At 70.6% G+C, this 24,418-nt stretch carries 16 protein-coding genes and 1 pseudogene; 7 read left to right on the forward strand and 10 right to left on the reverse strand.

The window, feature by feature from the left end; genetic code table 11:
• Nucleotides 1–145 precede the first annotated feature (145 nt).
• The gene (locus ACJ6WD_RS08235; protein ID WP_407615400.1) at nt 146–496 is read left to right on the forward strand and encodes a hypothetical protein; all 351 of its coding nucleotides are present in this window, start codon (nt 146–148) and stop codon (nt 494–496) included.
• A 240-nt stretch (nt 497–736) separates the two neighbouring features.
• On the opposite strand, the gene ACJ6WD_RS08240 is transcribed toward ACJ6WD_RS08235, so the two are convergent.
• The 6 genes from ACJ6WD_RS08240 to ACJ6WD_RS08265 all read right to left on the reverse strand — a co-directional run bounded on the left by ACJ6WD_RS08240 (nt 737) and on the right by ACJ6WD_RS08265 (nt 10,706).
• On the reverse strand, nt 737–1,159 hold the full coding sequence (locus ACJ6WD_RS08240) for a hypothetical protein (RefSeq protein ID WP_038516549.1): 423 nt from the start codon (nt 1,157–1,159) through the stop codon (nt 737–739).
• Nucleotides 1,160–1,527: 368 nt separating this feature from the next.
• Nucleotides 1,528–2,511 (reverse strand): 2,3-diaminopropionate biosynthesis protein SbnA, encoded by a 984-nt coding sequence (sbnA, locus tag ACJ6WD_RS08245; RefSeq protein ID WP_233655644.1) that lies wholly within the window; start codon nt 2,509–2,511, stop codon nt 1,528–1,530.
• Nucleotides 2,512–2,547: 36 nt separating this feature from the next.
• Nucleotides 2,548–3,633, reverse strand: coding sequence for a 2,3-diaminopropionate biosynthesis protein SbnB (gene sbnB / locus ACJ6WD_RS08250; protein WP_407615401.1), 1,086 nt, complete (start codon nt 3,631–3,633; stop codon nt 2,548–2,550).
• Nucleotides 3,630–4,637 (reverse strand): TauD/TfdA family dioxygenase, encoded by a 1,008-nt coding sequence (locus ACJ6WD_RS08255; protein WP_376437179.1) that lies wholly within the window; start codon nt 4,635–4,637, stop codon nt 3,630–3,632. The genes sbnB and ACJ6WD_RS08255 overlap by 4 nt, the downstream gene beginning before the upstream one ends.
• A gap of 49 nt (nt 4,638–4,686) precedes the next feature.
• Nucleotides 4,687–7,947, reverse strand: a complete 3,261-nt coding sequence (locus ACJ6WD_RS08260) for a non-ribosomal peptide synthetase (protein ID WP_407615402.1) — start codon at nt 7,945–7,947, stop codon at nt 4,687–4,689.
• A 188-nt stretch (nt 7,948–8,135) separates the two neighbouring features.
• A complete protein-coding gene (locus ACJ6WD_RS08265; RefSeq protein ID WP_407615403.1) occupies nt 8,136–10,706 on the reverse strand; it encodes a Pls/PosA family non-ribosomal peptide synthetase in 2,571 nt (856 codons plus the stop codon).
• A 1,538-nt stretch (nt 10,707–12,244) separates the two neighbouring features.
• Between ACJ6WD_RS08265 and ACJ6WD_RS08270 the strand changes: the two are divergent.
• Nucleotides 12,245–12,364: pseudogene (locus ACJ6WD_RS08270) on the forward strand (GlxA family transcriptional regulator); the annotation flags it as partial.
• 56 nt (nt 12,365–12,420) lie between these two features.
• Here ACJ6WD_RS08270 and ACJ6WD_RS08275 read toward each other — a convergent pair.
• Complete coding sequence (locus ACJ6WD_RS08275) at nt 12,421–13,401, reverse strand: AraC family transcriptional regulator (RefSeq protein ID WP_331246950.1); 981 nt, start codon at nt 13,399–13,401, stop codon at nt 12,421–12,423.
• Nucleotides 13,402–13,939: 538 nt separating this feature from the next.
• Here ACJ6WD_RS08275 and ACJ6WD_RS08280 point away from each other — a divergent pair.
• From ACJ6WD_RS08280 to ACJ6WD_RS08295, 4 genes are all read left to right on the forward strand, one after another.
• On the forward strand, nt 13,940–15,160 hold the full coding sequence (locus ACJ6WD_RS08280) for a styrene monooxygenase/indole monooxygenase family protein (protein ID WP_376447270.1): 1,221 nt from the start codon (nt 13,940–13,942) through the stop codon (nt 15,158–15,160).
• 75 nt (nt 15,161–15,235) lie between these two features.
• On the forward strand, nt 15,236–16,966 hold the full coding sequence (locus tag ACJ6WD_RS08285) for a flavin reductase (RefSeq protein WP_407615404.1): 1,731 nt from the start codon (nt 15,236–15,238) through the stop codon (nt 16,964–16,966).
• A 380-nt stretch (nt 16,967–17,346) separates the two neighbouring features.
• Entirely contained in the window at nt 17,347–18,801 is a 1,455-nt protein-coding gene (gndA, locus tag ACJ6WD_RS08290) for an NADP-dependent phosphogluconate dehydrogenase (RefSeq protein ID WP_233655637.1), read from the forward strand.
• A 414-nt stretch (nt 18,802–19,215) separates the two neighbouring features.
• Nucleotides 19,216–20,226, forward strand: coding sequence for an aldo/keto reductase (locus ACJ6WD_RS08295; protein ID WP_233655636.1), 1,011 nt, complete (start codon nt 19,216–19,218; stop codon nt 20,224–20,226).
• 97 nt (nt 20,227–20,323) lie between these two features.
• Here the strand turns inward: ACJ6WD_RS08295 and ACJ6WD_RS08300 are convergent, their stop codons facing one another.
• Both ACJ6WD_RS08300 and ACJ6WD_RS08305 read right to left on the reverse strand, forming a co-directional pair.
• Nucleotides 20,324–21,805: an MFS transporter gene (locus tag ACJ6WD_RS08300; RefSeq protein ID WP_407615478.1), complete on the reverse strand. Its 1,482-nt coding sequence runs from the start codon at nt 21,803–21,805 to the stop codon at nt 20,324–20,326.
• Nucleotides 21,806–21,855: 50 nt separating this feature from the next.
• Nucleotides 21,856–22,518 (reverse strand): TetR/AcrR family transcriptional regulator, encoded by a 663-nt coding sequence (locus tag ACJ6WD_RS08305; RefSeq protein WP_233655635.1) that lies wholly within the window; start codon nt 22,516–22,518, stop codon nt 21,856–21,858.
• A gap of 90 nt (nt 22,519–22,608) precedes the next feature.
• Between ACJ6WD_RS08305 and ACJ6WD_RS08310 the strand changes: the two genes are divergently transcribed.
• Nucleotides 22,609–23,286, forward strand: coding sequence for a ribonuclease H (locus ACJ6WD_RS08310; RefSeq protein ID WP_233655634.1), 678 nt, complete (start codon nt 22,609–22,611; stop codon nt 23,284–23,286).
• 58 nt (nt 23,287–23,344) lie between these two features.
• On the opposite strand, the gene ACJ6WD_RS08315 is transcribed toward ACJ6WD_RS08310, so the two are convergent.
• The gene (locus tag ACJ6WD_RS08315) at nt 23,345–24,136 is read right to left on the reverse strand and encodes a TetR family transcriptional regulator (RefSeq protein ID WP_407615405.1); all 792 of its coding nucleotides are present in this window, start codon (nt 24,134–24,136) and stop codon (nt 23,345–23,347) included.
• Nucleotides 24,137–24,418 lie beyond the last annotated feature (282 nt).

Consider the following 24,418-nt stretch of genomic DNA (forward strand, 5'->3'; position numbering starts at 1 on the left):
GCCGGTTCCGACTGCTTGCGGCTGCTTCCGTCTTCCGCGATGGGGAGGAGTTCGACGCCGAAGACCGCCGCCGGGTAGGCGATGACCGGCCCGCTACGGCCTGTTCGGCGCCTCACGCTCGGGCGGGGGCCGGTAGATTGGCCACATGACTTCTGCACTCGTTGTCGGTTACGACCCGCAGGCGATACCCGGCGTCGACGGGGACGCTCTTCGTGCGGCTCTCGACGCGGAGCTGGCTCGGTTCGGTGCGCATGGCATCGATGCGTCCATGACGCTGATCGCGTTCGACGCATCGGCCGAGCCCGCACTCGTCGAATCGTTGACCAAGCAGCCGTGGGATGTCGTGGTCGTCGGCGGCGGGATCCGCAAGACCGAGCAGCTGCTGCCGCTCTTCGAGCAGATCGTGAACCTGATCCGCCGTCATGCACCCCAGGCCGCCATCGCGTTCAACACCGGTGGCGGGGACAGCGTCGAGGCGGCACAGCGGTGGCTCTGAATCGCGTCCGCCCGGACACGCCCTGAGCCACCCGCACCTGGGCGAACGGGGTCGGCTCGGCGGGTGAGTTGCTCCTCCACAGAGGCCTCCGTCTGGGCCGCGCGGGGCACCAACGTCAAGCCGTCGGACGAACGGTGTCCTTCGGCTGCCCGTGTCGACGGTTTCGGATTGCTGAACGGCAGCCTGCACGCCCGCACCATGTGGGCCTGAGGCCCATGGGAGCGCTGCGGAGTCCGCCGGTCAGGATGAGAGCGGCCTGGGCTGGGGTGCTCGGAGCGTCATCGTGAGGGAGAGCATGAGCAGGGCGACCTCGGCGACGATGCTTTCGACTCCCGGGGGATCGGTCCAGTAGCTGTCGTCGGTGCCGTAATCCGGGATGTTGGGGATCCGCGCGAGGACGTTTCCCAGCAGAGGGCCGTTCGCGACCCATGAGGCGAGCAGCCACACGTCCGCGTACCGCCCGGTGCGCAATCCGGCAAGTAGCAGCCCGGCGCAGACGACGCTGCCACCTTCGAGAAGGTAGTAGGCGACGGCGATGTAGTGCGGGGTCTCGTCACCGGGGATTCCGCCCTGGTCCTCTACGTGTACCCAGGCGATGGCCAGGCACAGCGCCGCCGCCACCACCCGAGCGGCGCGGTCGATCGACGTACAACGGCGGCTCATACGGCATCACTCCCGGCGTGGTGGCCGACAACGAGGACTGTGGCTCGAAGCGCTGTCTGTCACGGCGTCAGGTGCCGTGGCGGCGCACGCCACCGGCCGGCGGAGTGCCGTGCTGTCCATGCGTCCGCGCGCACTGGTTGCCTACGGGGGGCTGGCGTCGCGAGAGCCCGTGATCGGCCCTCGTTGCGTGCGGGCTCACGTCCCGCTTCATCGTGTCGTCTCCTTGGTCGGGTCTGCGGCGTCCTCTCCACGACGGTGATGCGAGGTACCGCCGGTGGTCGTCAGGGACGTCGAGAGCAGGGCGAGTCCTCGGACCGTACGAGGTCCAGTCCGTGACGGGGCCGGCGGCGATGCGCGAAGAGGTGGGGTCAGGCCGTCAGGTCCGTGGCGAGTTCGTCGGGGTTGAGCACGTCCTCGCCGTACAGGTCGTGCAGCCAGTTGGTTTGGTAGATGGTGTCGAGGTAGCGCTCGCCGAGGTCCGGTGCGATGGCGACGGCGGTGAGGTCCTGGTCTTCGTGCCGGCTCAGCCACTGGGTGGCTCCGCTGACCACCGTGCCGGTGGAGCCGCCGAAGAGGAATCCGCGTCTGGCCAGGCGGTGGCAGGCTCTGATGGTGTCCGGTTCTTCGACCTGGACCACCTCGTGCACGTAGGACTCGTCCAAGAGCGCGGGGCGGACGCTGGTGCCCAGGCCGGGGATCATGCGTCGGCCCGGTCTGCCGCCGAAGGTCACGGAGCCGGCGCTGTCGACCGCGACGATCCGCACCTGTCGCTGCAGTGTGCGGAAGTAGCGGGCGCAGCCCATGAGGGTTCCGGTGGTGCCGGCTCCGATGAACAGGACGTCCAGTTGGGGGAAGCGGTGGGCGATGGCCGGTGCGGTGGTGCGGTAGTGGGCCTTCCAGTTGTCGGTGTTGGTGTACTGGTTGAGCCACACGTATCGGTCGTCGGATGCGCAGAGTGCCTGGACGTGGGCGATGCGGGCGCCGAGCAGGCCGCCGTCGGCCGCCGGTTCGGAGATGATGTGCACGCGGCTGCCCATGGCCTCCATGAACCGTCGGGCGGACAGGTTGCATCGGGAGTCGGTCACGCACAGGAAGCCGTAGCCCTTGCTGGCGGCTATGAGGCTCAGGGCCGCGCCGAGGTTTCCGGAGGAGGACTCGACCAGGATGGATCCGGGTTTGAGGACTCCGATCCATTCCGCGGCCTCCACCATTTCGGTGGCCGCCTTGAGCTTGATCGACCCGGCGAAGTTGAATCCCTCGCACTTCAGGAAGAGGGAGTGCTGGACGATCGGTCGCAGATCGACGTACAGGTCCTCTTCGTTGAAGTCCGTGGGAACGGAGATGATGGTCATGATGCCCCTCTGATCGGTGGCAGTGCTGCTGTCCGTTCAGCCGTAGCGGCGTAGCTCGTGGAAGAAGTCCTCGACGACATGCAACTGGCCCGAGCGGGCCGCCTCGTCGTAGACGTGCTTGCCCACCGCGAGGTCCAGCACCCCGAGTCCGAACGGCGAGAACACCACGGTCCGGTCGGCCGGAACTGTCACCCGTCCGGTCAGTACGTCGTCGAGTGTGCCGGTGAGGAAGTCCCTTCCGCCGGACTGCTGTTCGGCCAGGTGGGGTGAGGTGTCGGCCTTCAGGCAGTGTTCGACGTCGTCGACGATGTTGGTCGAGGTGAAGATGATCTCGGGGTCGAGGTCGCGGAGTGAGACGTGCAGGACCAGCGGGTGGTGGTCGAACCAGGAGGCGTCACTGACGTGGGGGCGTCCGGCGATGGTGGCGAAGACCACCAACTCGCTGCGGCGGATGAGTTCCTCGGCGCTGTCGAGCACGGTGACCGACGGCGTGTTGTCGGCCGCCTGGCCGAGGTAGGTGCGGAATCCGGCGGTGCTGTCGGGGGACAGGTCGTGCAGGGCGATCTGGTCGAACTCCCAGCCGGTGCCGGTCAGGAAGGTGTGGATGTAGCGGGCGATCAGGCCGGTGCCGAAGAAGCCGATGCTGCGGGGACGCGGTCGGCCGCGGCTGAGCCGGTCGGCGGCGAGCGCCGCGGACGCCGCGGTCCTGGTGGCGCTGATGATGGAGCTTTCCAGGCAGGCGAAGGGGTAGCCGGTCTCGTGGTCGTTGAGGATGAGGACCGCCGAAGCGCGGGGGATGCCGGCTGCCACGTTGGTGGGGAAGCTGGAGATCCATTTCAGGCCGTCGACCGGTGACTGGCCGCCGAGGGAGGCGGGCAGCGCGATGATGCGGGAGGTGGGCCGGTCGGGGAAGCGCAGGAAGTACGAGGGCGGGTTGACCGACTGGCCGGCGCCGTGCAGCCGGTAGGTGGCCTCGACCAGGTCGACGATCGCGCGCTGACGCCCTTCCAGGGCGCGCTGGACCTGGGCTCCGGAGATCACCGCGAACGGGGGGACGGTAGGCGGCGCCGGCCTGTCGGTGGATGCCTGCTGCTGGGGTGCGGCGGGACGCGTGGTGGTCACTTGACGGTCACCTCGATGGTGGGCGAGCAGTCGGACAGGTGCACCGGGTCGGTCATCGCGACGACGATCTCGCGTGAGCCCTCGAAGGGCTCCCTGCTGTGCGCGGTGCGGATGTTGTCCACGAGCATCAGATCGCCGGCCTGCCACGGCTCGCGCACGGTGTGGTTCTCGTAGACGGTGTTGAGGAGTTGGACGACGTCGGCGTCGATCGGGTCGCCGTTGCCGAAGAAGGTGTTGAACGGCAGACCCTCGCGGCCGTAGACGTCCACCAGGTATTCGTGGATCTCCGGCGCGATCGTCCACTCGTTGAGGAAGGCGATCTGGTTGAACCAGCAGCGCCGACCGGTGACGGGGTGACGTACGACGGCACTGCGCCGCTGGCGCGTCCGCAGTCCGCCGTCGGGCTGCCACTCGAACGCGATGGCGTTGGCCCGGCAGTACCGTTCGACGGTGGCACGGTCGTCGGTGCCGAACGCCTCGGCGACGGAAGCACCGATCTCGTCGTTGTAGGTGCGGGTCAGCAGCCATCCGTGCCGCTCGAACCGCTTGACCAACCTGCGCGGCAGCGCGTCCAAGACGGCCGCGGCGTCCGCCAACCCGGTCACCCCGCCGCGGTCCGGTGCGCTCAGGCAGGCGAAGAGCATCAGGCCCGGCAGTTCCAGGGCATAGCTGAGTTCGTGGTGCATGCACATCGGTTGGTTCTGCGGCCACTTCGACGAGGAGTGGACCCCCACCGCGTACGTCTGGCGCGGAGCGAAACTCTCCCTGTCGGCCATCAGGTGCGGGGACAGCACCCGGAAGGCCGCGGCGGCCCCTGCCGCGTCGCGCAGGCCCAGGCCCCGCACCAGGACGGAGCCGTGCTCGGTGACGGTGGCACGCAGCGCCGCACGGTGCTGGACCACCCAGACCACCGGGTCGGTGGCGGACTCCGCCAGCAGCATCGGCGGCCTGCCGGGCCGGGCGGGCACCTCGTACGCGGCGGCTTGCGGTGGTGACGACGACATCAGTGGTTCCTCTTCTCTGCCGTTGTTGCTTCCGGCTCGGTACGTGCCTTCACGCGGGCATGGCTGGGCGGACCGTACGCAGTACGGCCTGTGCCGTCTCGGCGGGGCGGGTGCGGGGGAAGTAGTGGCCCCCGTCGGGGAGTTGGTGCAGCTCGACGTGGTCGGCAAGGAGCCGCCACGCGTCGTGGCGGTGCGCGGCGTCCGCGGTGGTCGGGTCGTCGTCGGCGACGATCACGGTGAGGGGGGCGGTCAGCCGCTGCCTCGGGGGGTGGTCGAGGAGGTCGGCGAAGTAGTGGTGGGCGCAGAGCGCGTCGTGCCGGTAGGCGGCAGCGGCGCGGGCGGCGCGCTGCTGGTCCAAGTCGCCCGGTGCGCCGTAGCCGCCGTCCGTGCTCAGCTCCTTGGCGATCTCCGCGTCGGTTCGGGCGGCGAGCACTTCGGCGGCGGCGCGTCGGCCGGCGGCGTCACCGGGCAACTGGGCGCTGAGGTAGACCTGTTGGATGGGTACCCGGCGCGCCTGGAGCAGTTGCGCGGCCGCCAGCGCGTACGCGGTGCCTGAGGAGTGGCCCCACAGCAGGATCTTGGTCAGCCCGCGCCGGGTGATCTCCGTGACGACCCGCTCGACCACGTCTTCCCGTGCTGCGAAGGGTTCGGGGTCGGTGGTCAGGTCGTGGCCGGGCAGTTCGACGGCGTGGACCACCAGTCCGCCGGTCCGGAGCGCCCTGGCCACGGGTTGGAAGTTGACCGCGTTGCCGCCGGCGTAGGGGAAGCACACCAGGTGCCCGGTGGGGTCGCCGGCCGGTTCGGCGAGGGTGTGGAGCAGGCCGCGGTGGGGCTCGCGGTGGCCGTCGAGCAGTTCGGCCAGGTCGGCGAGGACCGGATGGTGGGTGAGGTCTTTGAGGGAGACCGCACGGTCGAGGGCGATCGCCAGTTTGACGGCCGACAGGGAGGTTCCGCCGAGTTCGAAGAAGTGGTCGCGCCGCCCGACGCGGCCCGCTGGCACGCCGAGGACCCTCGCCCATGCCTGGGCCAGTCGCCGTTCCGTGGAGGTGCGCGGTGGGCGGTAGTCGTCGGAGGTCTCGGGGTGGGCGGCGAGCGCGGTGAGCGCCTTCTTGTCGATCTTGCCGTTGGCGGTCAGCGGCAGGTGCTCACGCCAGTGGAAGGCGTCGGGCACCATGTACGGGGGCAGTGACTGCGCCAGCTGCTGTCGCAGGGCCGCGGTCTCCAGGGGGCGTGGGCCGCTGTAGAAGGCCACCAGGCGCTTGCGTTGCTCGTCGCCGGCGACCGTGACGGTACCGTCACGGATGCCGGGCGCCCGCAGCAGGGCGTTCTCGATGTCGCCGATCTCGATCCGGAAGCCCCGGATCTTGACCTGGGCGTCGCGGCGTCCGAGGAACTCCAGCCGCGCACCAGGCAGCCAACGGCCGTAGTCGCCACCCTTGTAGAGCCGTTGGCCCGGGTAGTGCGGATCGTCCAGGAAGGCCGCTCGGGTGCGTTCGGGGTCGTTGACGTAGCCGCGGCCGACGCAGACACCGGAGAAGACGATCTGGCCCGGGGCGCCCAGGGGTACCGGTTCCAGGGCGTCGTCGACGACGTAGACGCGCACGTTGTTCACGCACGGCCCGAGCGGGACCCGACCGCCGTCCGGTGCCCGGTCCATGACCTCGTGGTTGGTGTCGTCGGAGGTCTCCGTCAGCCCGTAGGCGTTGACGAGCCTGATGTCCGGCAGCGCGGTGAACCAGCGCTGGGCGAGCTCCGTCTTGAGTTCCTCGCCGGTGACCGAGACGCACCGCAGGTCCGGAAGGCGGCGGGGGTGGAGTTCGAGGTGGGTCAGGAGGGCTTCGAGGTAGGAGGGGACGACTTGGAGGACGGTGATGCGTCCCGCGGCGAGGGTGTCGACGAAGCGGGGGACGTCGAGGATCACCTGCTGCTCGACCAGGTGGGTTCGTCCGCCGACCAGGAGTGCGCAGACCAGTTGCCACAGGGAGATGTCGAAGCACTGGGGTGCGGTTTGGGCGACGACGCCGCCTTCGGCGATCCCCACGTCACCGATCTTGGCGTAGAGGTGGTTGAGGAAGCCCGCGTGCTCGCACATCGCGCCCTTGGGCTCGCCGGTGGAGCCGCTGGTGAAGTAGATGTAGGCGAGCTGGTCCGCGGCGACCTCGACGCCCAGGTCGTCGACGTCGTCGATGCCGACGTCGTCAGCGCCCAGGACGGCGTCGATGCCGAGGGTGCGGGTGGCGGGCAGGTCGGACAGTGCCTGGTCGAGGGTGGCGGTGCTCCCCGGTTCGGTCAGGACGAGGCCGCATGCGGCTCGGGTCAGCATGGCGGTGATGCGCTCGGGCGGGAAGTGCGGCTCGATGGGGAGGTAGACGCCGCCGGCCTTGAGGACGGCCAGCACGGCGGACATCCAGTCCAGGTTGCGTTCGGTGACGACGGCCACCACGCCCTCGCGGGTCAGCCCCTCGGCCAGCAGGGCCCGCCCGAGGCGATTGGCGCGGGCGTTGAGCTCCTGGTAGGTCCACTGCCGGCCGTCGTGCACGGCGGCCACGGCATCCGGATGGCGGCGCACCCGCTCCTCGAACAACTCGTGGAACCGGCGGTCCGGCAGGTCCAACTGGGGCCCGGCGAGCGCTTCGAGCTGGAAGTCACGTTCGGCCGTGGACAGCAGGCTCTGCGCCGCGTGCTCCGCGCCGGGATCCGCCGCGAAGCGTGCGAGCGCGGTGAGGTGGTAGCCGGCGATGCGGGCGGCGCACTTCGCGTCGAGCGCCTCGGTCCGGTAGCGCAGACGCAGCGTGATCCGTCCGTCGTGCCGCAGTACGGCCACCCTGAGCACGGTGCTCCCGGCCAGTTCTCCGGCGGTCCCGGAAAGGTCCAACTCGGTCTCGAACGCCGGTTGTTCCAGGCCGAGTTCGTCTCGGAGGGCGTCCACCGGAAAGCTTCGGTGGGACAGGAGCTCGGCGGCTGCCCAGGCGGAGTCCTGCATCAGCTCGTGCCAGGTGCTGCGGGCGGTGGAGACCCGGCAGGGGAGTGCCGGCCCGCCGTCGGCGGGGAGGTAGCCGGTGATCACCGCCTGCTCGCCGGAGAGCGCGGCGAGGACTTTGACGTGGGCGGCCAGCAGTGCCGCATCCAGGCGTACGTCCAGGCCGACGGCCTGCTGCCGCAGCCGCGCCACCAGGCCGTCGGGGAGGGGCAGTTCGTACGCGGCCTCGCCGGCGGCCGGATCGGGTGTCCACCGCGGGATCGCGGTGTACCCGCCGGCGGTGAGCACTCTCAGCCAGTGCTCGCGGCCGGCATCCTTCGGATTTCCCATTGATCTTCCCTCGGATTTCTCTGCTCGCCGGGATGACGGCGCTGATGGGCGTTGGCCGTGGCGGCCGGCGGTGGTGGGTGCGGCGGGCGGTCCGGTCGGTCGCAGGGGGTACCTCGTCCGCCCGGTGCGTGCCGGGAATCGGTCGTGCCGTGGTGTGCGGGGGCGCTGTGACGGGCCTTGCGGTCGGCCTACGGCACGGGGGCCGCTGCGGTGTCCGGCCTGGGCGTCCGTTGCCCGTGCCGGGAGGTGTCGGCGGCCGGGTTGCCCGCCCACCGTGCGTTGCGGGGCACCTCTTCCCCCTTCATCAGGAAGGAGTCGGCGGCGAGCACCGCGCCGCCCCCCAGCGTCACGCCGTAGTGGACGAGCGCACCGACGCCCAGGGTGCACCCGGCGCCGAGCGTGCTCCGGTCGGACTTGAAGGTGCCGTCCTCCTGCGAATGGCACTGGATCTTGCTGCCGGCGTTCAGGACGCAGTCGTCGCCGATGGTGGTGAGCGTGCGTTCGGTGATGAAGCAGCCGTCGTCGAAGACCCGGCGGCCGAGCCGGACGCCCATCAGCCGCCACATGACGTTCTTGAACGGGGTCCCGTTGAAGGCGTTGAAGTGGGTGTCGGGGACCTTCCACAGTCGTTCGTGGTGCCAGAAGTACGGGTCGTAGATGGAGCACACCTGCGGCCGCAGTGCCCGGAATCGCGTGATGCACCGCTCCACCGACGCGTAGTAGACGACGGTGAACCCCAGGGAGAGCACCAGCAGCACGGCGTCCAGGAGTTGTCCCCACGCGTCGTCGCGGTAGAACGTGGCCACGCTCAGCAGGGCCAGCGCGAAGAAGTGGAACCACCGCAGGAGGAGCAACAGGCCGATGGAGCGCAGGTTGTAGCGGTTCTTGGCCGTGAGCCGGCGGCGCAGTTCGTCGCCGCCGCGCAGGTGGTCGAAGCGGGCGTCGCGCTCCACCGTCCGTGGAATCTCGAAGCAGGGCGAGCCGAGCAGGCCCACGCCCGTGCGGATCTCCCCTTCGAGCGGGACCATCACCTTGGTCGCCAGGAGGCAGTTGTCGCCGGTCCGCCCCCCGGCCGGGTAGGCGATGAAGTTGCCGAGGAAGTTCTGCTTGCCGATCGCGGTGCGCGCCACGCTGAAGGAGGTGCTGGAGATCTCGGCGTTGATGATCGACAGCCCGTCGGCGACCATCGTTCCGCTGCCCACGAAGCTCAGGAACGGAGATTCGTGCTGGAGACCGCTGCCGAAGTTCGAGCCGGTCTGCTCGACTCGGGAGAGGTCGTACCCCAGACCTCGCAGGTAGTGGACGATGTAGGAGCTGTCACCGAACAGCCAGATGAAGAACTTGAGGTTCGTCATGCGCGCGACCGCGCGGTGCACGCCGTACCGGAAGCCGTACAGCGGATAGACCTGCCCCGGCTCGATCACCCGGTGCAGCAGACGCGGGACGGTGCACAGCACGGTCAGGCCCACGACGATGACCCCGAAGAACAACGCGAGGGAGAAGACCAGGGTGTCGAGGTAGAACGCCGCCGAGGTGACGGACTCCTCGCTCAGGGCCTTCCCGCCCACCGGCATGGACACCTTGGTCAACAGCACACAGGCACCACCGATGACCAAGGGCAGCCCGACGAGGAACGTCCTCAGCAAGCCGACCCACCCGAAAGCGGCCCGCCGGAACGTGCCGCACCGCGCCGGTGCGACCCGTACGTAGTTCAACTCGGTGCGCTGGACCGGGGATCCGTGCCACCGCTGACCGCTCGGTACGGCCTCGCCGCGTTGCAGGGTGGAGGTGTGGCCGAGCTGCGCCCCGTCCCCCATGGCGGTGTCGATGTCCAGGACGGTCCGCTCGCCGATGAACACGTCCCGGCCGAGGATGACCGGGCCGGTCTGGATCCGCCCGGCCTGGGCCCGGTAGCAGAGGAAGAACGAGTCCTTGCGGATCACCGTCCCGGCGCCGACGGTGAGCAGGTCGGTGCAGACGGGGACGTGACGGGACAGGACCGTGACGTGCTTGCCGATCTTGGCGCCCAGGGCCCGCAGGTAGAGCACGTACACGGGGCTGCCGACGAACAGCACCATGGGGTTGGCCTGCACCAGCACCTTGACGATCCAGAAGCGCAGGTAGGCCAGGCCCCAGACCGGGAACTCACGCGGCGTCCAGCGGCCGATGAGCAGCCACTTGGCCACGATCGGGAAGAGGCTCAGGCCGATGCACTCGGCGCTGCCGAAGAGCACCGCCCGGCGGTAGATGTCGATCACCCCGGAGCCGTCGGACACCCAGTCGTAGCCCCTCGTGGTGCACAGGGCGGTGAGGTAGGAGTAACCGAGGAAGAACAGCAACTGTGCGGCGCCGCAGAGGACGTAGCGGATGCTGCTGCCCTGCGGTGGCGGTTCGACCGGTGCCGGGGCAGTCGGGGCGGCAGGCTCGGGCGCGGACTGCTCCAGCGCCGCCGCGAGGCCGCGGACGGTGGGGTGCTGGTAGATGTCCTTCATCGATACCGACGGCAGCTCCGGTCGTTTTCTGACCCGGGCACAAAAGTGCGCCATCACCATGGAGTCGGCGCCGAGGTCGTTGAAGAAGTGGCTGTCGACCGGCACTTGCTCGGCGCCCACCAGTGCGCCTAACAACTCGGCGAAGATCCCCTCCGTGCTGTGTGGCGCATTCTCCTCTTCACGGGGGGCGGGCAAGATATCGGTCGGCTCGTCGGTCGAAATGTCGGTGGATTCGGTCAACTTGTGCACTCCGTAGGTTGCGCGCATCAGGGAGATCCCCGGTGCAGTTGTGTGGCGTGCCGACTTCCGAGGTATGCCCGCCCGGCCTTTTGCGGCATGGCTATTGATACAGGTGTACGTTGCGGGATTTGTTCGGTGAACGGGATGCCGAGATCCGGGTGTCTCGCCACGGCGGAGGGCATGTTGTGCCAGGAACAGGTCTGCGAATATCCAACGGTCGGAGAGGGGAGAGCGAGCGGCGTGGATGGCGTGGCGCATCCTGTATTCCCGACCCTACGTTCGAGAAGAGCTGTCACGCGGTATCAGTTCCATGGACCGGTGACCAGGGGGAAACGTGAACTCGGCAGGTGAGGCGCGTTGGGCGGGGGAGGGAATCCAAGGACCGCCTTTGCCTCGGCCGAGGCAGACATCCTTTTCGGGCCGCGATCCGTCGCAGCCGGGGAGATCGACGAGCCCAGGCGAAGCCCCCGCCCTGAACGGACGCCGCGAGCGCTCCGGACATGGCCCTGGCCTGCCATCACGGGCGTAGGCCACCTCGCCACCTGGGGCTGGGCTGTTCGCTAAGCGCGGGGCGAAGCCCGCGACGGCGCATCGCAACCCCTGGTGTCGCCATGGCAACTCCCACGGTGTTCAAGCGACGAGACCGAAGCCGGCACCACATGCCCTGCGGATTCACGCAGACCGGAACGGTGCGGGGAAGCCGGGGCCGAGCCCGCTCCGCCGAGAAGCGCGGCAAAGCGTCGCGGCGTCTCCCGGTCGCCGACGCCGGACTCTGCCGATCCGCTCGTTCCCCGTCGGCGCACCGTCACGTCAGCCCGATTTTCATCCCAGCCCCACGCCCTGGACGGGCGACTTCGCTTCGTCATCGAGAATCCTTGAGAGCCCAAAACCCCTTGGGCGAGCGGAAACCCACGCGCCACCAGAAGGCGGAACCCCCGAGTCCGCCTCCAGTAATAACCGCCACTCTACCGCGTGACTTTCACGTAACGCCCTGGTGCGGTTCTAGTGGAAACCAAATCCACGTATACAGATCACCGTCCCTGGCCCCTTCTGGGCGTGAAACAAACGGGCGTATCGAGGGGCCCGATATGGCTGGTTGTCAACGTCTCGATATCAGGCCAACCGGCGCCTTCCGGCAACGTCGAAAGCCCTGGCCAATACGTAACGCAAGGGCCGGGACATATTCGCCATCTGCGGCTTTTCGCCGCTCTGCTTCGTGACGGATGGACCGCACCCGCAATATTCCGCAAGGGGGAGCGAACTATGCGGTTAACCCTGGAGCGTCCACTGTTCACCAAGTCGCACGTGAGGCGGGTGGGATGACGCAAAGAGTGCCGAATTCGCCGATATCGCCTGCGCCTTGACGCGGACGACGGTGCTTCCCGTCCTGGTCCGGTCTCGGTCGCAGGCGTTCCCGGTCATCGGGTCTCCGTCGTCCCACGGCTGCCACACCGTTGGCGTGGCGCGAAGCGTGGGGTGTCTGTCGTTGACGTCGGACGGAGCCGGATCGCAGGGTGGAGGGGTGGAGCGGCACCGCATCGTCTTTGTGATCTTCGAGGGGTTCCAGGGCCCTCGTCGAGACCGGCCACCCCGTCGAGACCGTCGCACGGCGGTACGGCTTCGGCACCGCGGAGACGCTGCGCCGCGCGATCCACCGCCGTCTGGGTGTCGCACCGTCCGACTAACGCGACCGATTCCGTTCCACCAGGGAGCACAGGGCGGTCGAAAGGCCGAAGTTCTCCTACGACCGCAACGTCTCCGAGGGTGACTCGCCGAACTGCCGGCGGTACGCGAGTGAGAAACGGCCCGGGTGCAGGAAGCCCCAGCGGGAGGCGACGGTGGTGACGGTCACGGCACCCGGGTCGGAGGCCAGGAGTTCCTTGCGCACGCGGTCCAGTCGGACCTCGCGCAGGTACGCGAGCGGCGTCGTGTCGAGGTGTCGGCGGAAGCCTTCCTGAAGGGCCCGTACGCCGACGCCGACGCATTCCGCGATCTCCGCGACCGTGAGCGGCTCGGCGGCGTGTCCCTCGATGACCTCCATGGCACGGCGGACGGCGGGCGGAGCGACGCGCGGTTGCTCGCCGAGCAGTGCCGTCGTGTAGTTGTGGGGCTGGGCCAGCAAAAGCTGGGTCATGAGGAGTGATTCAAGCTGTTTCGTCACCAGGGGCTGGCTGGTCATGCCGCCGGCCCCCTCCGCCTCCCGGCGCATGAGGTCGACGATGTTGAGCCAGGATCGGGAGCCCGGCGTGGTGAGGTTCATGCCGAGGGAGAAGAAGATCGGGCGGCGCACGGTGCGGCCGAGCAGGCTGCCCAGGTGCGATTCCAGTGACGATCGGTCGAACCACACGATCAGCTGTGGATTGCCGTCGCCCCAGCGCATGTCCAACTTTCCGGTCGGGGAGGGGACGGAAGCGAGTTCGGGGGAGGAGATGATCTCCTCGCGGCCGCAGGTGATTTCGGCGTAGCCGGCGAGCGGGATCTGGACGAGGAAGAAGCTCTCCAGATCGCCCGGTGTGATCCGGACTTCCGTTCCGTAATCGAGGTAGTACAGACCGGTCCGATCGAAGGGTGCGCCGTGCAGCCGGGCGTCCAGCGTCGCCGAGCGCCGCGTGATGCGCAGTTCGTGCGGGCAGAAGGCGCGGGCGACCTCGGCCCGTGCCTCCCAGATGTCCGCTGTGTGGAACCTCTGGTGGTTTGCGAGGGGGGACTCTTCAGCGGGCATGTGAACCTCCACCGCCGAGATGCGCGATCGGGACAGCGACCCGCGTGATCCGGATAGCGGAGATGATCTTCCCATACCAGCATTGCTCCCTGACCGCCGAGGACCCGAGAGAATCCAGGGATACGACAATGCAGGGAGTGCCGGGCCGGACCGCGCTCGTCAGGGACGAGGTCACGCCCAGCGGACGGCCCGTCGCACGCGCGCTGCGCGCCGCACGCGCGACCGGCACGGCGAGAGCCGCGGAGGCTGCAACCCCACATGTTGCCGCCCCCTTGCCCCTGCCGCCCCTGCTCGCCTTCTCGGCCGGGCCCCGTTAGCCGGCCGGGTCACCCCGGACCCACCCCCCCCGGGTCCTACGGGTGACCCGGCCTCCTGCGGCTGCCCGCCACCCCCCCTCGGGCGGGCAGCCGCATTCCACACCGGCGCCCCTCTCGTGGGCGCCGCCACGCGCCGAAACGCTGCGCGGCGCACGGGCACCGCCCAGTACCGCGCGGCACCGTTCGGAAAACCGCACACCCCAACCCCGGAGATCCTCCTCATGCGCAAGATCGCCATCGTCGGAGCCGGCCAGGCCGGTCTCCAGCTCGGCGTCGGCCTGGCCGACCACGGTTATGACGTCACCATCGTGTCGAACCGCACCGGAGACCAGATCCGCGCGGGCCGGGTCATGTCCAGCCAGGCCATGTTCGGCACCGCGCTGGCCCACGAGCGCAACCTCGGGCTCGACTTCTGGGGCGACGCCTGCCCGTCGATCGAGGGGCTCGGCGTGAGCATCGCCGACGGTCAGGGCGGCCGGGCGCTCTCCTTCGACGCCCGCCTGGAGGCCACCGCTCGCTCCATCGACCAACGCGTCAAAATGCCACTCTGGATGGGCGAGTTCGCGCGCCGCGGCGGCCGGCTGGACCTCTGCGAGGCCGGTGTCGAGGACCTGGAGCGGTACGCCGCCGAGTCCGACCTGGTGATCGTCGCGGCCGGCAAGGGCGAGATCGCCGGGTTGTTCGAGCGGGACGCCCGGCGTTCCCCGTACGGCGCTCCGCAGCGCGCGCTGGCCCTGGCGTACGTCACCGGCATGGCGGCGCTGCCCCACCGCCCCGGCGTCAGCTTCAACGTCATCCCCGGTGTGGGTGAGTACTTCACCATGCCCAGCCTCACCACCAGTGGCCCCTGCGACATCATGTTCTTCGAGGGCATCCCGGGCGGCCCGCTCGACTGCTTCGACGGGCTCGCCCCCGACCAGCAACTGGCGAAGTTCCAGGAGCTGCTGCGGACGTACGTTCCGTGGGAGGCCGAGCGCTGCACCGAAGTCAAGCTCACCGACTGGAACGGCACCCTCGCTGGTCGCTTCGCGCCGACCGTCCGCAAGCCCGTCGCCACGCTGCCCTCCGGCGCGCAGGTGCTCGGCCTCGCAGACGTCGTCGTCCTCAACGATCCGATCACCGGCCAGGGTTCCAACAACGCCTCGAAGTGCGCGGCCTCCTACCTCGCCGCCATCCTGGACCACGGCGAGCGCCCCTACGACGCGGCGTTCATGGAGTCGGCCTTCGGCCGCTTCTGGGACAACGCGCAGTCCGCCACGGCCTGGACCAACGCGATGCTCGGTGCCCCGCCGCAGCACGTTCTGGAGATCTTCGGCGCGGCGAGCGCCAACTCCCGTATAGCCGCCCGCTTCGTCAACGGCTTCGACGACCCGCGCGACCTGCACCACTGGTTCATGGACCCGGTCGCGGCGAAGAACTACCTGATGGAGGCCAGTGCCTGAGGGGGCATCGGGAGGGTGGAGCCGAGCTGACGCTACGTCAGCAATAGGTGCGTTACGAGAGCAGGACAGCGGGACATGAGAAGGATCGCGGTGGTCGGAGCCGGGCCGGCGGGTGCCCAACTCGCCCTGGGACTCCAGGCGCACGGCTATGACGTCACCTTGGTCACCGACCGCGACCCCGACGAGATACGTCGCGGCCCGGTCATCTCCGGTCAGTGCACGTTCGACACCGCGTCCGCGCTGCAGAGCGAGCGCGAACTCGGCCTGCACCACTGGGAGGGCCAGGCCCCGGACATCTCCGGCCTGGCGTTCTCCCTGGTCGGTCCGCACGGTACTCCGAACGCCTCCTGGCACGCGCCGCTGGAGAGCCCCGCCCGCAGTGTCGACCAGCGGGTCAAGTGCGCTGCCTGGCTCGAGCAGTTCGCGGACGGCGGCCTCGGCGAGATCGTGCTGCACGAGGCGGGCGTCGACGACCTCGAATGGTACGCCCGCACGCACGATCTCGTCGTGGTCTGCACAGGCAAGGGCGAGCTGAGCCGACTCTTCCCGCGCAACTGCGAACTCTCCCCGTACGACCGGCCGCGCCGCGCGCTGGCCCTGACGTACGTCACGGGAGCGGCACCGCGGGCGGAGGAGGGCGCCGTCCACTACCGCCTGGTCCCCGGTGTCGGCGAATACTTCTCCTTCCCGGCCCTCGCCGCCACCGGCCCCTGCGACGTCATGGTCTTCGAAGGCGTCCCCGGCGGCCCGATGGACTGCTGGGACGACGTCCGCACACCCGAAGACCACCTCACCCGCTCACTGGAAATCCTCCACCGGTTCTTCCCCGACGAGTACGAGCGCCACCGCCACGCCCGACTCACCGACAACGGCGGTGTGTTGCGCGAGAGGCTCACTCCGACCGTCCGGCACCCCGTTGCCCGCCTGGCCTCCGGCCGCCACGTCCTCGGCATGGCCGACGCCGTCGTCCTCAACGACCCGATCACCGGCCAGGGTTCGCACAACGCGGCCCAGGCAGCGACCCACTACCTCGACAGCATCCTCCGCCACGGCACCGCCGAGTTCACCCCGCACTGGATGCAGCGCACCTTCGACAACTTCTGGCGTGGCTGGGGGCAATGGGCCGTCGGCTGGACCAACTCCCTCCTGACCGAACTGAGTCCCCACCAGCGCGACCTCTTGACCGCGGCGGCCGACCTCCCCTCGGTCGCCGGCGCCCTCGCCGCCGGGTTCGACGACCCGCGCACCCTCTACCGCTGGTGGTTCGAGGAGGCCGAGGCGCTCCGCTTCCTCGCCGAGAAGCGGGCCCAGCACGCCGCCCGCTTCGACGGCCGCACACTGCGCCGCGCCCTGGGCCAGTACGCCACCGGCGTGACCGTGGTGACGGCCCGCGCCCCCGACGGCCGCAACGTCGGCATGACCGCGAACTCCTTCACCTCCGTCTCGTTGAACCCGCCCCTCGTCCTGTGGTGCCCCGGCAAAAACAGCCCGAGCCTCCCGGACTTCACCGACGCCTCGCACTTCGCCGTCCACGTACTGGCCGCCGACCAGCACCACCTCTCCCGCCAGTTCGCCACCCCGGCCGCCGACAAGTTCCGCGGTACCCCCACCACCCCCGGCATCGCCGGCACCCCCCTCCTGGACGGCGCGGTCGCCCGCTTCCAATGCCGCACCGTCCAACGCCTCGACGCCGGCGACCACGTCATCTTCCTCGGCGAGGTCGAGGAGTACGAGGCCGACGGCGGTACGCCCCTGGTGTTCCACTCGGGGCACTACCAGAGGGCGACGAGGCATCCAGACCTGTGAACGCGCGGGTGGATCCGCTCCGCTCCTGCGGGCGGCGGAGAGGGATCCCGGCGTCGTCCGGTGACACCGGACTTCCCCCTGGAACGCCCCGGGCGCGATGGCGTCCTTCCAAGCCACGGCCGCCTCGCGGCGACGACGGCGCCCGGCGGCTCGGACGTCGCCATCGCGCTCCTGCCGGGAGATGAGCCGCGCCGCTTTCCGGGGGCATGCGAATGGGCCAACACACCGCGCGGCCCGGCGGTCCGTTGGTGATCCTTTATTCCGGGCGCCCACGGCGCTCGTTCGCGTGCGTGGAGTGCGCCGAGGACCGCACGCCCGGCTCGGACGGCCGCGCCGCCTGTCCGCAAGCATTCCGGAACCCCGAGGAAGGAAGCACTGCCATGGCGGCATCGGCACAGATCGGCGTGACGGGGCTGGCGGTCATGGGCCGCAACCTGGCGCGGAACTTCGCCCGCAACGGTTACACCGTCGCGGTGCACAACCGCACCCCCGAACGCACCACGGACCTGGTCGAGCAGTTCGGTCACGAGGGCACGTTCGTCCCGGCGGAAGCGCCGCAGGACTTCGTGGCCGCTCTGGAGCGGCCACGCCGGCTGTTGATGATGGTCAAGGCCGGCCAGCCCACCGACGCGGTCATCGAGGAGTTCGCCCCGCTGCTGGAGCCGGGCGACATGATCATCGACGGCGGCAACGCGCACTTCGCCGACACCCGCCGCCGCGAGCAGTCGCTGCGCCAGCGCGGCATCCACTTCGTCGGCAGCGGCGTCTCCGGAGGCGAGGAGGGCGCGCTGCACGGCCCCTCGATCATGCCCGGCGGCTCCGCCGAGTCCTACGAGGTCCTCGGCCCCATGCTGGAGAAGATCAGCGCCCACGTGGACGGCGACCCCTGCTGCACCCACATCGGGACCGACGGCGCCGGCCACTTCGTGAAGATGGTGCACAACGGCATCGAGTACGCCGACATGCAGCTCATCGCCGAGGCGTACCACCTCCTGCGGGCGGTCGGCGGGTACGCCCCCGCCGAGATCGCCGAGATCTTCAAGCGCTGGAACCAGGGGCGCCTCGACTCCTACCTGATCGAGATCACCGCCGAGGTCCTCGCCCACACCGACGCCGACACCGGCCGGCCCTTCGTCGACGTCGTCCGGGACGCCGCGGAGCAGAAGGGCACCGGGCGCTGGACCGTGCAGACCGCCCTGGACCTCGGTTCCCCGGTCACCGCCATCGCCCAGGCCACCTTCGCCCGGGTCGCCTCCTCCCGGGCCGAACTGCGCGAGGCGTACCGGTCGCTGCCCGGCGGCACCCCGCACGAGATGAGCCCGCAGGAGGCGGACCGCTTCACCCGGGACGTCGAGCAGGCCCTCTACGCGTCGAAGGTCATCGCCTACGACCAGGGGTGGACCATGATCCGCGACGGCGCGGCCGAGTACGGGTGGGACATCGACCTCGGAGCGGTGGCGAAGATCTGGCGCGGCGGCTGCATCATCCGCGCCGCCTTCCTCGACCGGATCCGCGCGGCCCGCGCCGCCAACCCCGACCTGGTCAGTCTGCTCGACGAGGAGCAGTTCGCGGCGGAGGTCTCCGATGCCCAGACGGCCTGGCGCACGGTCGTGGCGAGCGCGGCCCGGCAGGGCATTCCCGTGCCGGCGTTCTCCGCGGCGCTCGCCTCCTACGACACCCTGCGCAGCGAGCACCTGCCCGCCGCCCTGATCCAGGGGCAGCGCGACTTCTTCGGCGCCCACACCTACCACCGCACCGACCGCCCCGGCACCTTCCACACACGCTGGGCCGAGCCGGGCCGTCCCGAGGTGCGGACGGACGGCGGGGCCGCGTAGCAGCGGCCGCCTGGTCGACAACCGCGGGGCACCCCCGGTGTCCGTCGGACGCGGCGGCCGGTCGGCGCGTGCGACCGCCGTCGGCTTGGGGCCCCGCGGCGTCGCCGGGTGGGTCGTGGGCAGACGCGCCGCGCCCGGCGGGGCCGGCGTGCGGATCGGGCGGGCCCGGCCCGGCGGCAGCCACTTGCATTAGCCCGCGTCTGCAATTATTGTCTTTGCCTGTAAGGCGCTTCCGCATTAACTTGGGCGCCGTACCTCCGGCTCCGACCGGGCGCCGCCGCGCATCCACGGCCGCGGCTCCTCCCGCACCGCCGCCGACCCGCCGAGGCATCCGTTCCCGCATGCCTCACCCGCCCGTCGGGGATGCCCCATGCCCCGGCGTCACGGCACCGATCGAAAAGGCAAGGCACCGTCATGTCCCTCCAGCACCTCCTTCCCGGCAAGCTCGGCTTCGGCACCGCACCCCTCGGCAACATGTTCCGCGCGATCCCCGACGAGGAGGCCGCCGCCACCGTCGAGGCCGCCTGGGAGCAGGGCGTCCGCTACTACGACACCGCCCCCTTCTACGGCGCCGGCCTGTCCGAGTCCCGCCTCGGCGAGGTCCTCTCCACCAAGCCGCGCGACGCCTACGTCCTGTCCACCAAGGTCGGCCGCGTCATCCTGGACGAAAAGGAGGAGGGCGACCGCGAACTCGGCGAGAAGGGCGGCCTGTTCGAGCACGGCAACCCCCACAAGATGCTCCACGTGTGGACCGCCGAGGCCACCGAACGCTCCATCGAGGACAGCCTCAAGCGCCTGAACGTGGACCGCCTGGACGTGGTCTGGGTCCACGACATCGCCCAGGACTTCCACGGTGACCTGTGGCTGAACAAGTTCGAGGAGGCCCGCACCGGCGCCTTCCGCGTCCTGTCCCGCCTGCGCGACGAGGGCGTCATCAAGGCATGGGGCCTGGGCGTCAACAAGACCGAACCCATCGAGCTCACCCTGGCCCTGGACGAACCGCGCCCCGACGGCTTCCTCCTCGCCGGCCGCTACACCCTCCTCGACCACGAGCACGCCCTCCAGCGCCTGCTGCCGATGGCCCAGGAGCAGCACGTCGACATGGTCGTCGGCGGCCCCTACAGCTCCGGTGTCCTGGCCGGCGGCGCGCACTTCGAGTACCAGCAGGCCCCGGCGCACATCGTCGAGAAGGTCTCGCGTCTGAAGGCCCTGGCCGAGCAGCATGGCGTGGGCATCAAGGCCGCCGCCCTGCAGTTCTCCCTCGCCCACCCGGTGGCCGCCGCGGCCGTCCCGGGCGCCACCAAGCCCAGCCGCATCGCCGAGGACGTCGCCGCCCTCAACGAGACCGTCCCGGCCGCGTTCTGGCAGGACCTGCGCGCCGCCGGCCTCGTCAGCTCCACCGCCCCGCTGCCCAACGGCGCCTGACCGCCACGCCGATACGCCCGCCAACCCCGGGGCGAGGCCGTCATCGAGCGCCGCGACGCCCGGCCACGTAGCCCGGGTACGCGCCCGCGTACCCGGGCTACGGCCGTGCAGGGGCCGCGGCATCGCCGTCCGTGCGGTCCGTCCTGCGGTCGGGTGTCTCCCCTGACGCGCAACCGGTCGTAGCCGGCGCTTCTCCGGTGCGCGCCGCGGCCCCTTCCGCCGTGCTCCTTCGGGCCGGTTCCTCGGATCTTTTCCGGCCGCCGGGGCGCCCGGGCAGCAGTGCCGCCGGGAGGAGTCCGAGGGCTGCGCAGCCGGCCAGGAGCAGCAAGGCGGTGCTCGTGGCTCCGGCGAACGCGGCGGCGGTGTCGGCCGTGCCGTGGCCCCGTGTTGCGGTCGCACTGGCGGCGACGGCGATGCCGAGGGTCGGTCCGACGTTCATGGCCGTCTGCTTGAGTCCGCCGACCACCCCCGCACAGCCGGGCGGTGCGTCACCGACGACGGTGCCCGTGGCGGTGACCATCACGGTGGCGAACCCCGCACCCACCACGGCGAAGGCCGCGCCCATGGCCCACCAGGTGCTGGTCGTGTCGAGCCGGGACAGTCCGGCGATGCCTGCGGCGAGCAGGGCCGTGCCGGCCAGTGCGCTGCGACGCGGGCCGTGGCGACGCAGCGCCGCGCCGGCGAGGGGTGCGCCGAGGACCATCAGCGCGGTCAGCGGAAGGACCCGCAGGCCGCTGGCGAGCGGGTCGAGGCGCAGCACGTCCTGGAGGGAGAACGTGGCCGTGAACAGCGCGCCGAACAGGCCGGCGGAGGCGACGAGCAGGAGGGCCATCGACGCCGTCACCGGCACGGACCGCGCCACGGCACGCGGCACGACCGGGTCCGTGTTCCGGCGTTCGTACCCGACGAGCACCACGGCGAGGGCCCCGGCGGCCGCGAGGCCGCACAGCGTCGGCGCGGCGGTCCAGCCGTGCTCCGGCACGCCGGTCAGGGCGTGGACGAGGAGGACGAGCACGGTCGCGAGGAGGGCCGCGCCCGTGAGGTCGAGCCGCGGAGTCCGGGCCGGACGCGGCATCGGCGCGCGGATCATCAGCGCGAGTGCGGCGATCAGCGCCGCCACGGGCACGTTGACCCAGAACACGGCACGCCAGCCCAGGTGCACGACGAGGACACCGCCGAGGACCGGACCGGCGCCTGCGGCCACGGCGATGGCGCTGGTGCGGAGCGCGATCGGCGCACCGAGTCGGTCCGGCGGGCAGGTCAGCCGCAACAACGCGAGGGTCGCCGGTTGCAGCAGCGCGCCGAACACCCCCTGGACGGCACGCAGGCCGATCACCCAGCCGATCGACGGCGCGAGCGCGATCCCGGCCGAGGCCGCCCCGAAGCCGAGCACCCCGGTGAAGAGCAGGCGCTGGTGCCCGTACCGGTCCCCGAGGCGTCCGGCGAGGACGAGGAGCGAGGCGACCGCGAGCAGATAGCCGGTGCTCGTCCACTGGACCCGTGCCACGTCCGCGCCGAGATCTCGCCGCAGGCCGGGCTGCGCCACCAGCAGCACCGTCCCGTCCAGCGCGACGAGCATCGCACCGGCCACGCTGACCAGCAGCGCGACGTGCCGCCGCGGGGGAGCGGTCACGGGCTCACCGGGCCCAGGTGCGCGTCGAGCACCCGCGCGACGAGTCGGTCGAGTGCGTCGAGCCGGTCGGGCTGCTCCGGCCGGGCGTCGTGCTGCGCGGCGCCGGGCGGTCCGGCTTCGAGCACGAGGGGCAGGCTGCCCCACGCCCACAGTTGTGCGACGCCGTGCAGGTTGGACCACAGGGCGGCGGCCGTGACGGTGGGCGGCTCCTCGTCCGCCGCCTGGTCCGGTTCCGCTCGGCATCGGGCGACGAGGGCGACGACCCGTGCGAAGAGCGGCAGGGTCGACTCCCGCAGCCGGGGCGGGGCGGAGGCGTGCTGCGTGCTGTCGAGCAGGTCGTGGCGGAACATCAACTCGAACATGCCGCGCCGCTCCAGTGCGTACCTGACGTAGGCCCGGCCCACGGCCTGTAGCTGGGCGCGGGGCGTCGTCGCGGCGGCGAGCGCGGCGGTGAACTCGGCGTCGAGGTCCGCGAAGCCGCGGTGGGCGATCGCGGAGAGCAGCGCGTGGTGCGTCGGGAAGTACCGACGGGGTGCCCCGTGCGACACGCCTGCCCGGCGGGCGATCTCGCGCAGTCCGAGCGACCCGGAACCCTCCGTCAGGACGAGCTCCACCCCGACGTCGACCAAGCGCTCCCGAAGGGAATTCTCACGGTGCATAGACACTGTCTACCAGCATTGGGTAGACAGTGTCTACGCGGTGTGGGCGCGACGTGGCTCGGCCGTCGTCGGACGTGGCATGATCGGGGGATGTCCGATCGCATCATCGCTGCCTGTGACGGGGCCAGCAAAGGCAATCCCGGCCGAGCCGCCTGGGCCTGGGTCACCGCCGACGCCGAGGGGAACCCCACGCGCTGGGAGGCCGGCCCCTTGGGCACGGCGACCAACAACGTCGCCGAACTGACCGCCCTGGCCGAGCTGTTGGAAGCCACCGACGCCGCACTGCCGCTGGAGGTCCGCATGGACTCCCAGTACGCGATGAACGCGGTGACCAAATGGATCGCCGGCTGGAAGCGGAACGGCTGGCTGACGGCGTCCAAGAAGCCGGTCGCCAACCGTGAGCTGGTCGTGCGGATCGACGCCCTGCTGGACGGCCGCGCCGTGGAGTTCCGCTACGTGCCGGCGCACCAGGTCGACGGCGACCCGTTGAACGCCATCGCCGACCAGGCGGCCAGCACCGCCGCCGTGACCCAGCAGGCCGCCGGCACCTCCCGGGGGGACCTGACGGTTCCGGAGCCTCGGACCGAAGCGCTGCAACGGCCCGGCGGCGGAGCCGGCGCACCGGCCAAGACCACCCGGCGCACCGGGAAGGGCGCCACCATCAAGGCCAAGTTCCCCGGCCACTGCGGTGCGTGCCGCGGAGCCTACGAGGCCGGCACGAAGGTGGCCAAGGGGCCGCGTGGTTGGGGCCACCCGGACTGCCTCTGACGGCCCGCGGGCGCGTACGGGGCGCGGGTGGTGAACGGTGGGTGCGGGGCGGCGCCGGTCAGTCCCGGCCAATCGGGCAGTTCTCAGGACAACTGCCGTTGAGGCGTCCCGCGCGGTCGCGGACGCAGGCTTCGTACGCGTCGCGCCCCGCGGGCCCGTCGGGATCCTCGGCGGCGGGGTCGGCGCAGCGGGGGAACCGCGCCGTCGTGGGGCACTCGCCGTCCGCGGCGCCGGCCGACCCGGCGTCGCCGTGCTCCGGGGCCGGGGTCATCAGGACCTCGATGCCGGCCCGCAGGTACCGCTCCAGGGTGGTGTCCGAGACCGCTGCCAGGGCGGGTGAGCGGATCTCCGTGCGCATCAGACTGGTGCCGAGCATCCAGGCCGCCAGGAGTTCCGCGCGCAGGTCCGCGTCGGCGCCGCCCAGACGCGCGGCCAGCCGCTTGGAGAACACCTCCGTGAAGTCGGCGCGCAACCGCCCCACCGCCTCGTCGCGGCCGTTGGACCGCAACACGGACAGCACCGGGTGCGGGAAGTCGCCCTCCGTCGGCGCGCCCATGAGCAGTGCGCAGAACCAGTCGGGGATCGCTTCGACCGGCTCCTTCAGCAGCGGCTCGAACATCTTGCCCGTGCAGGCCACGTCGTTGAACAGCGCTTCCTTCGAGCCGAAGTAGCGGTAGACGAGCGCGGCGTCCACCCCCACGTCGCCCGCGATGTCGCGCACGCTGGTGCCCTCGTAGCCGTACTTGCCGAAGCGGAAGGACGCGGCGGCCCTGAGCGCGGTGCGGGTGGCCGAGGCCGAGCGCCTACGGGCCACCACCTTTGCTGTTCCGCCGTTCTGCACTTCCGTCACGTCACTGCACCTCCGTCGTCCGCGCCCCGTGCGTCATGCGCCCATGTTCCAGTCTGCGGCGACTGTCTCAAAGTCACCGGCCAATGTCATCAATCGTTGACTTCCGTTCGGGCCACATGACATACCTGAACCAGTTCAACGATTGATGACTTGAGTGCTTGCCATGCCGGGGGCGGCGACGACGGGTTCGGCCCGTGCCAGGACCGCCCGCACGGCGCGGCGGCGCGCGCAGACCCGCGCACCGCCACAGCCGCCGCACGCGTGCACCCCCCACGATCGGAA

Source organism: Streptomyces sp. VTCC 41912, from assembly GCF_045799175.1.
GTDB lineage: Bacteria > Actinomycetota > Actinomycetes > Streptomycetales > Streptomycetaceae > Streptomyces > Streptomyces albulus_C.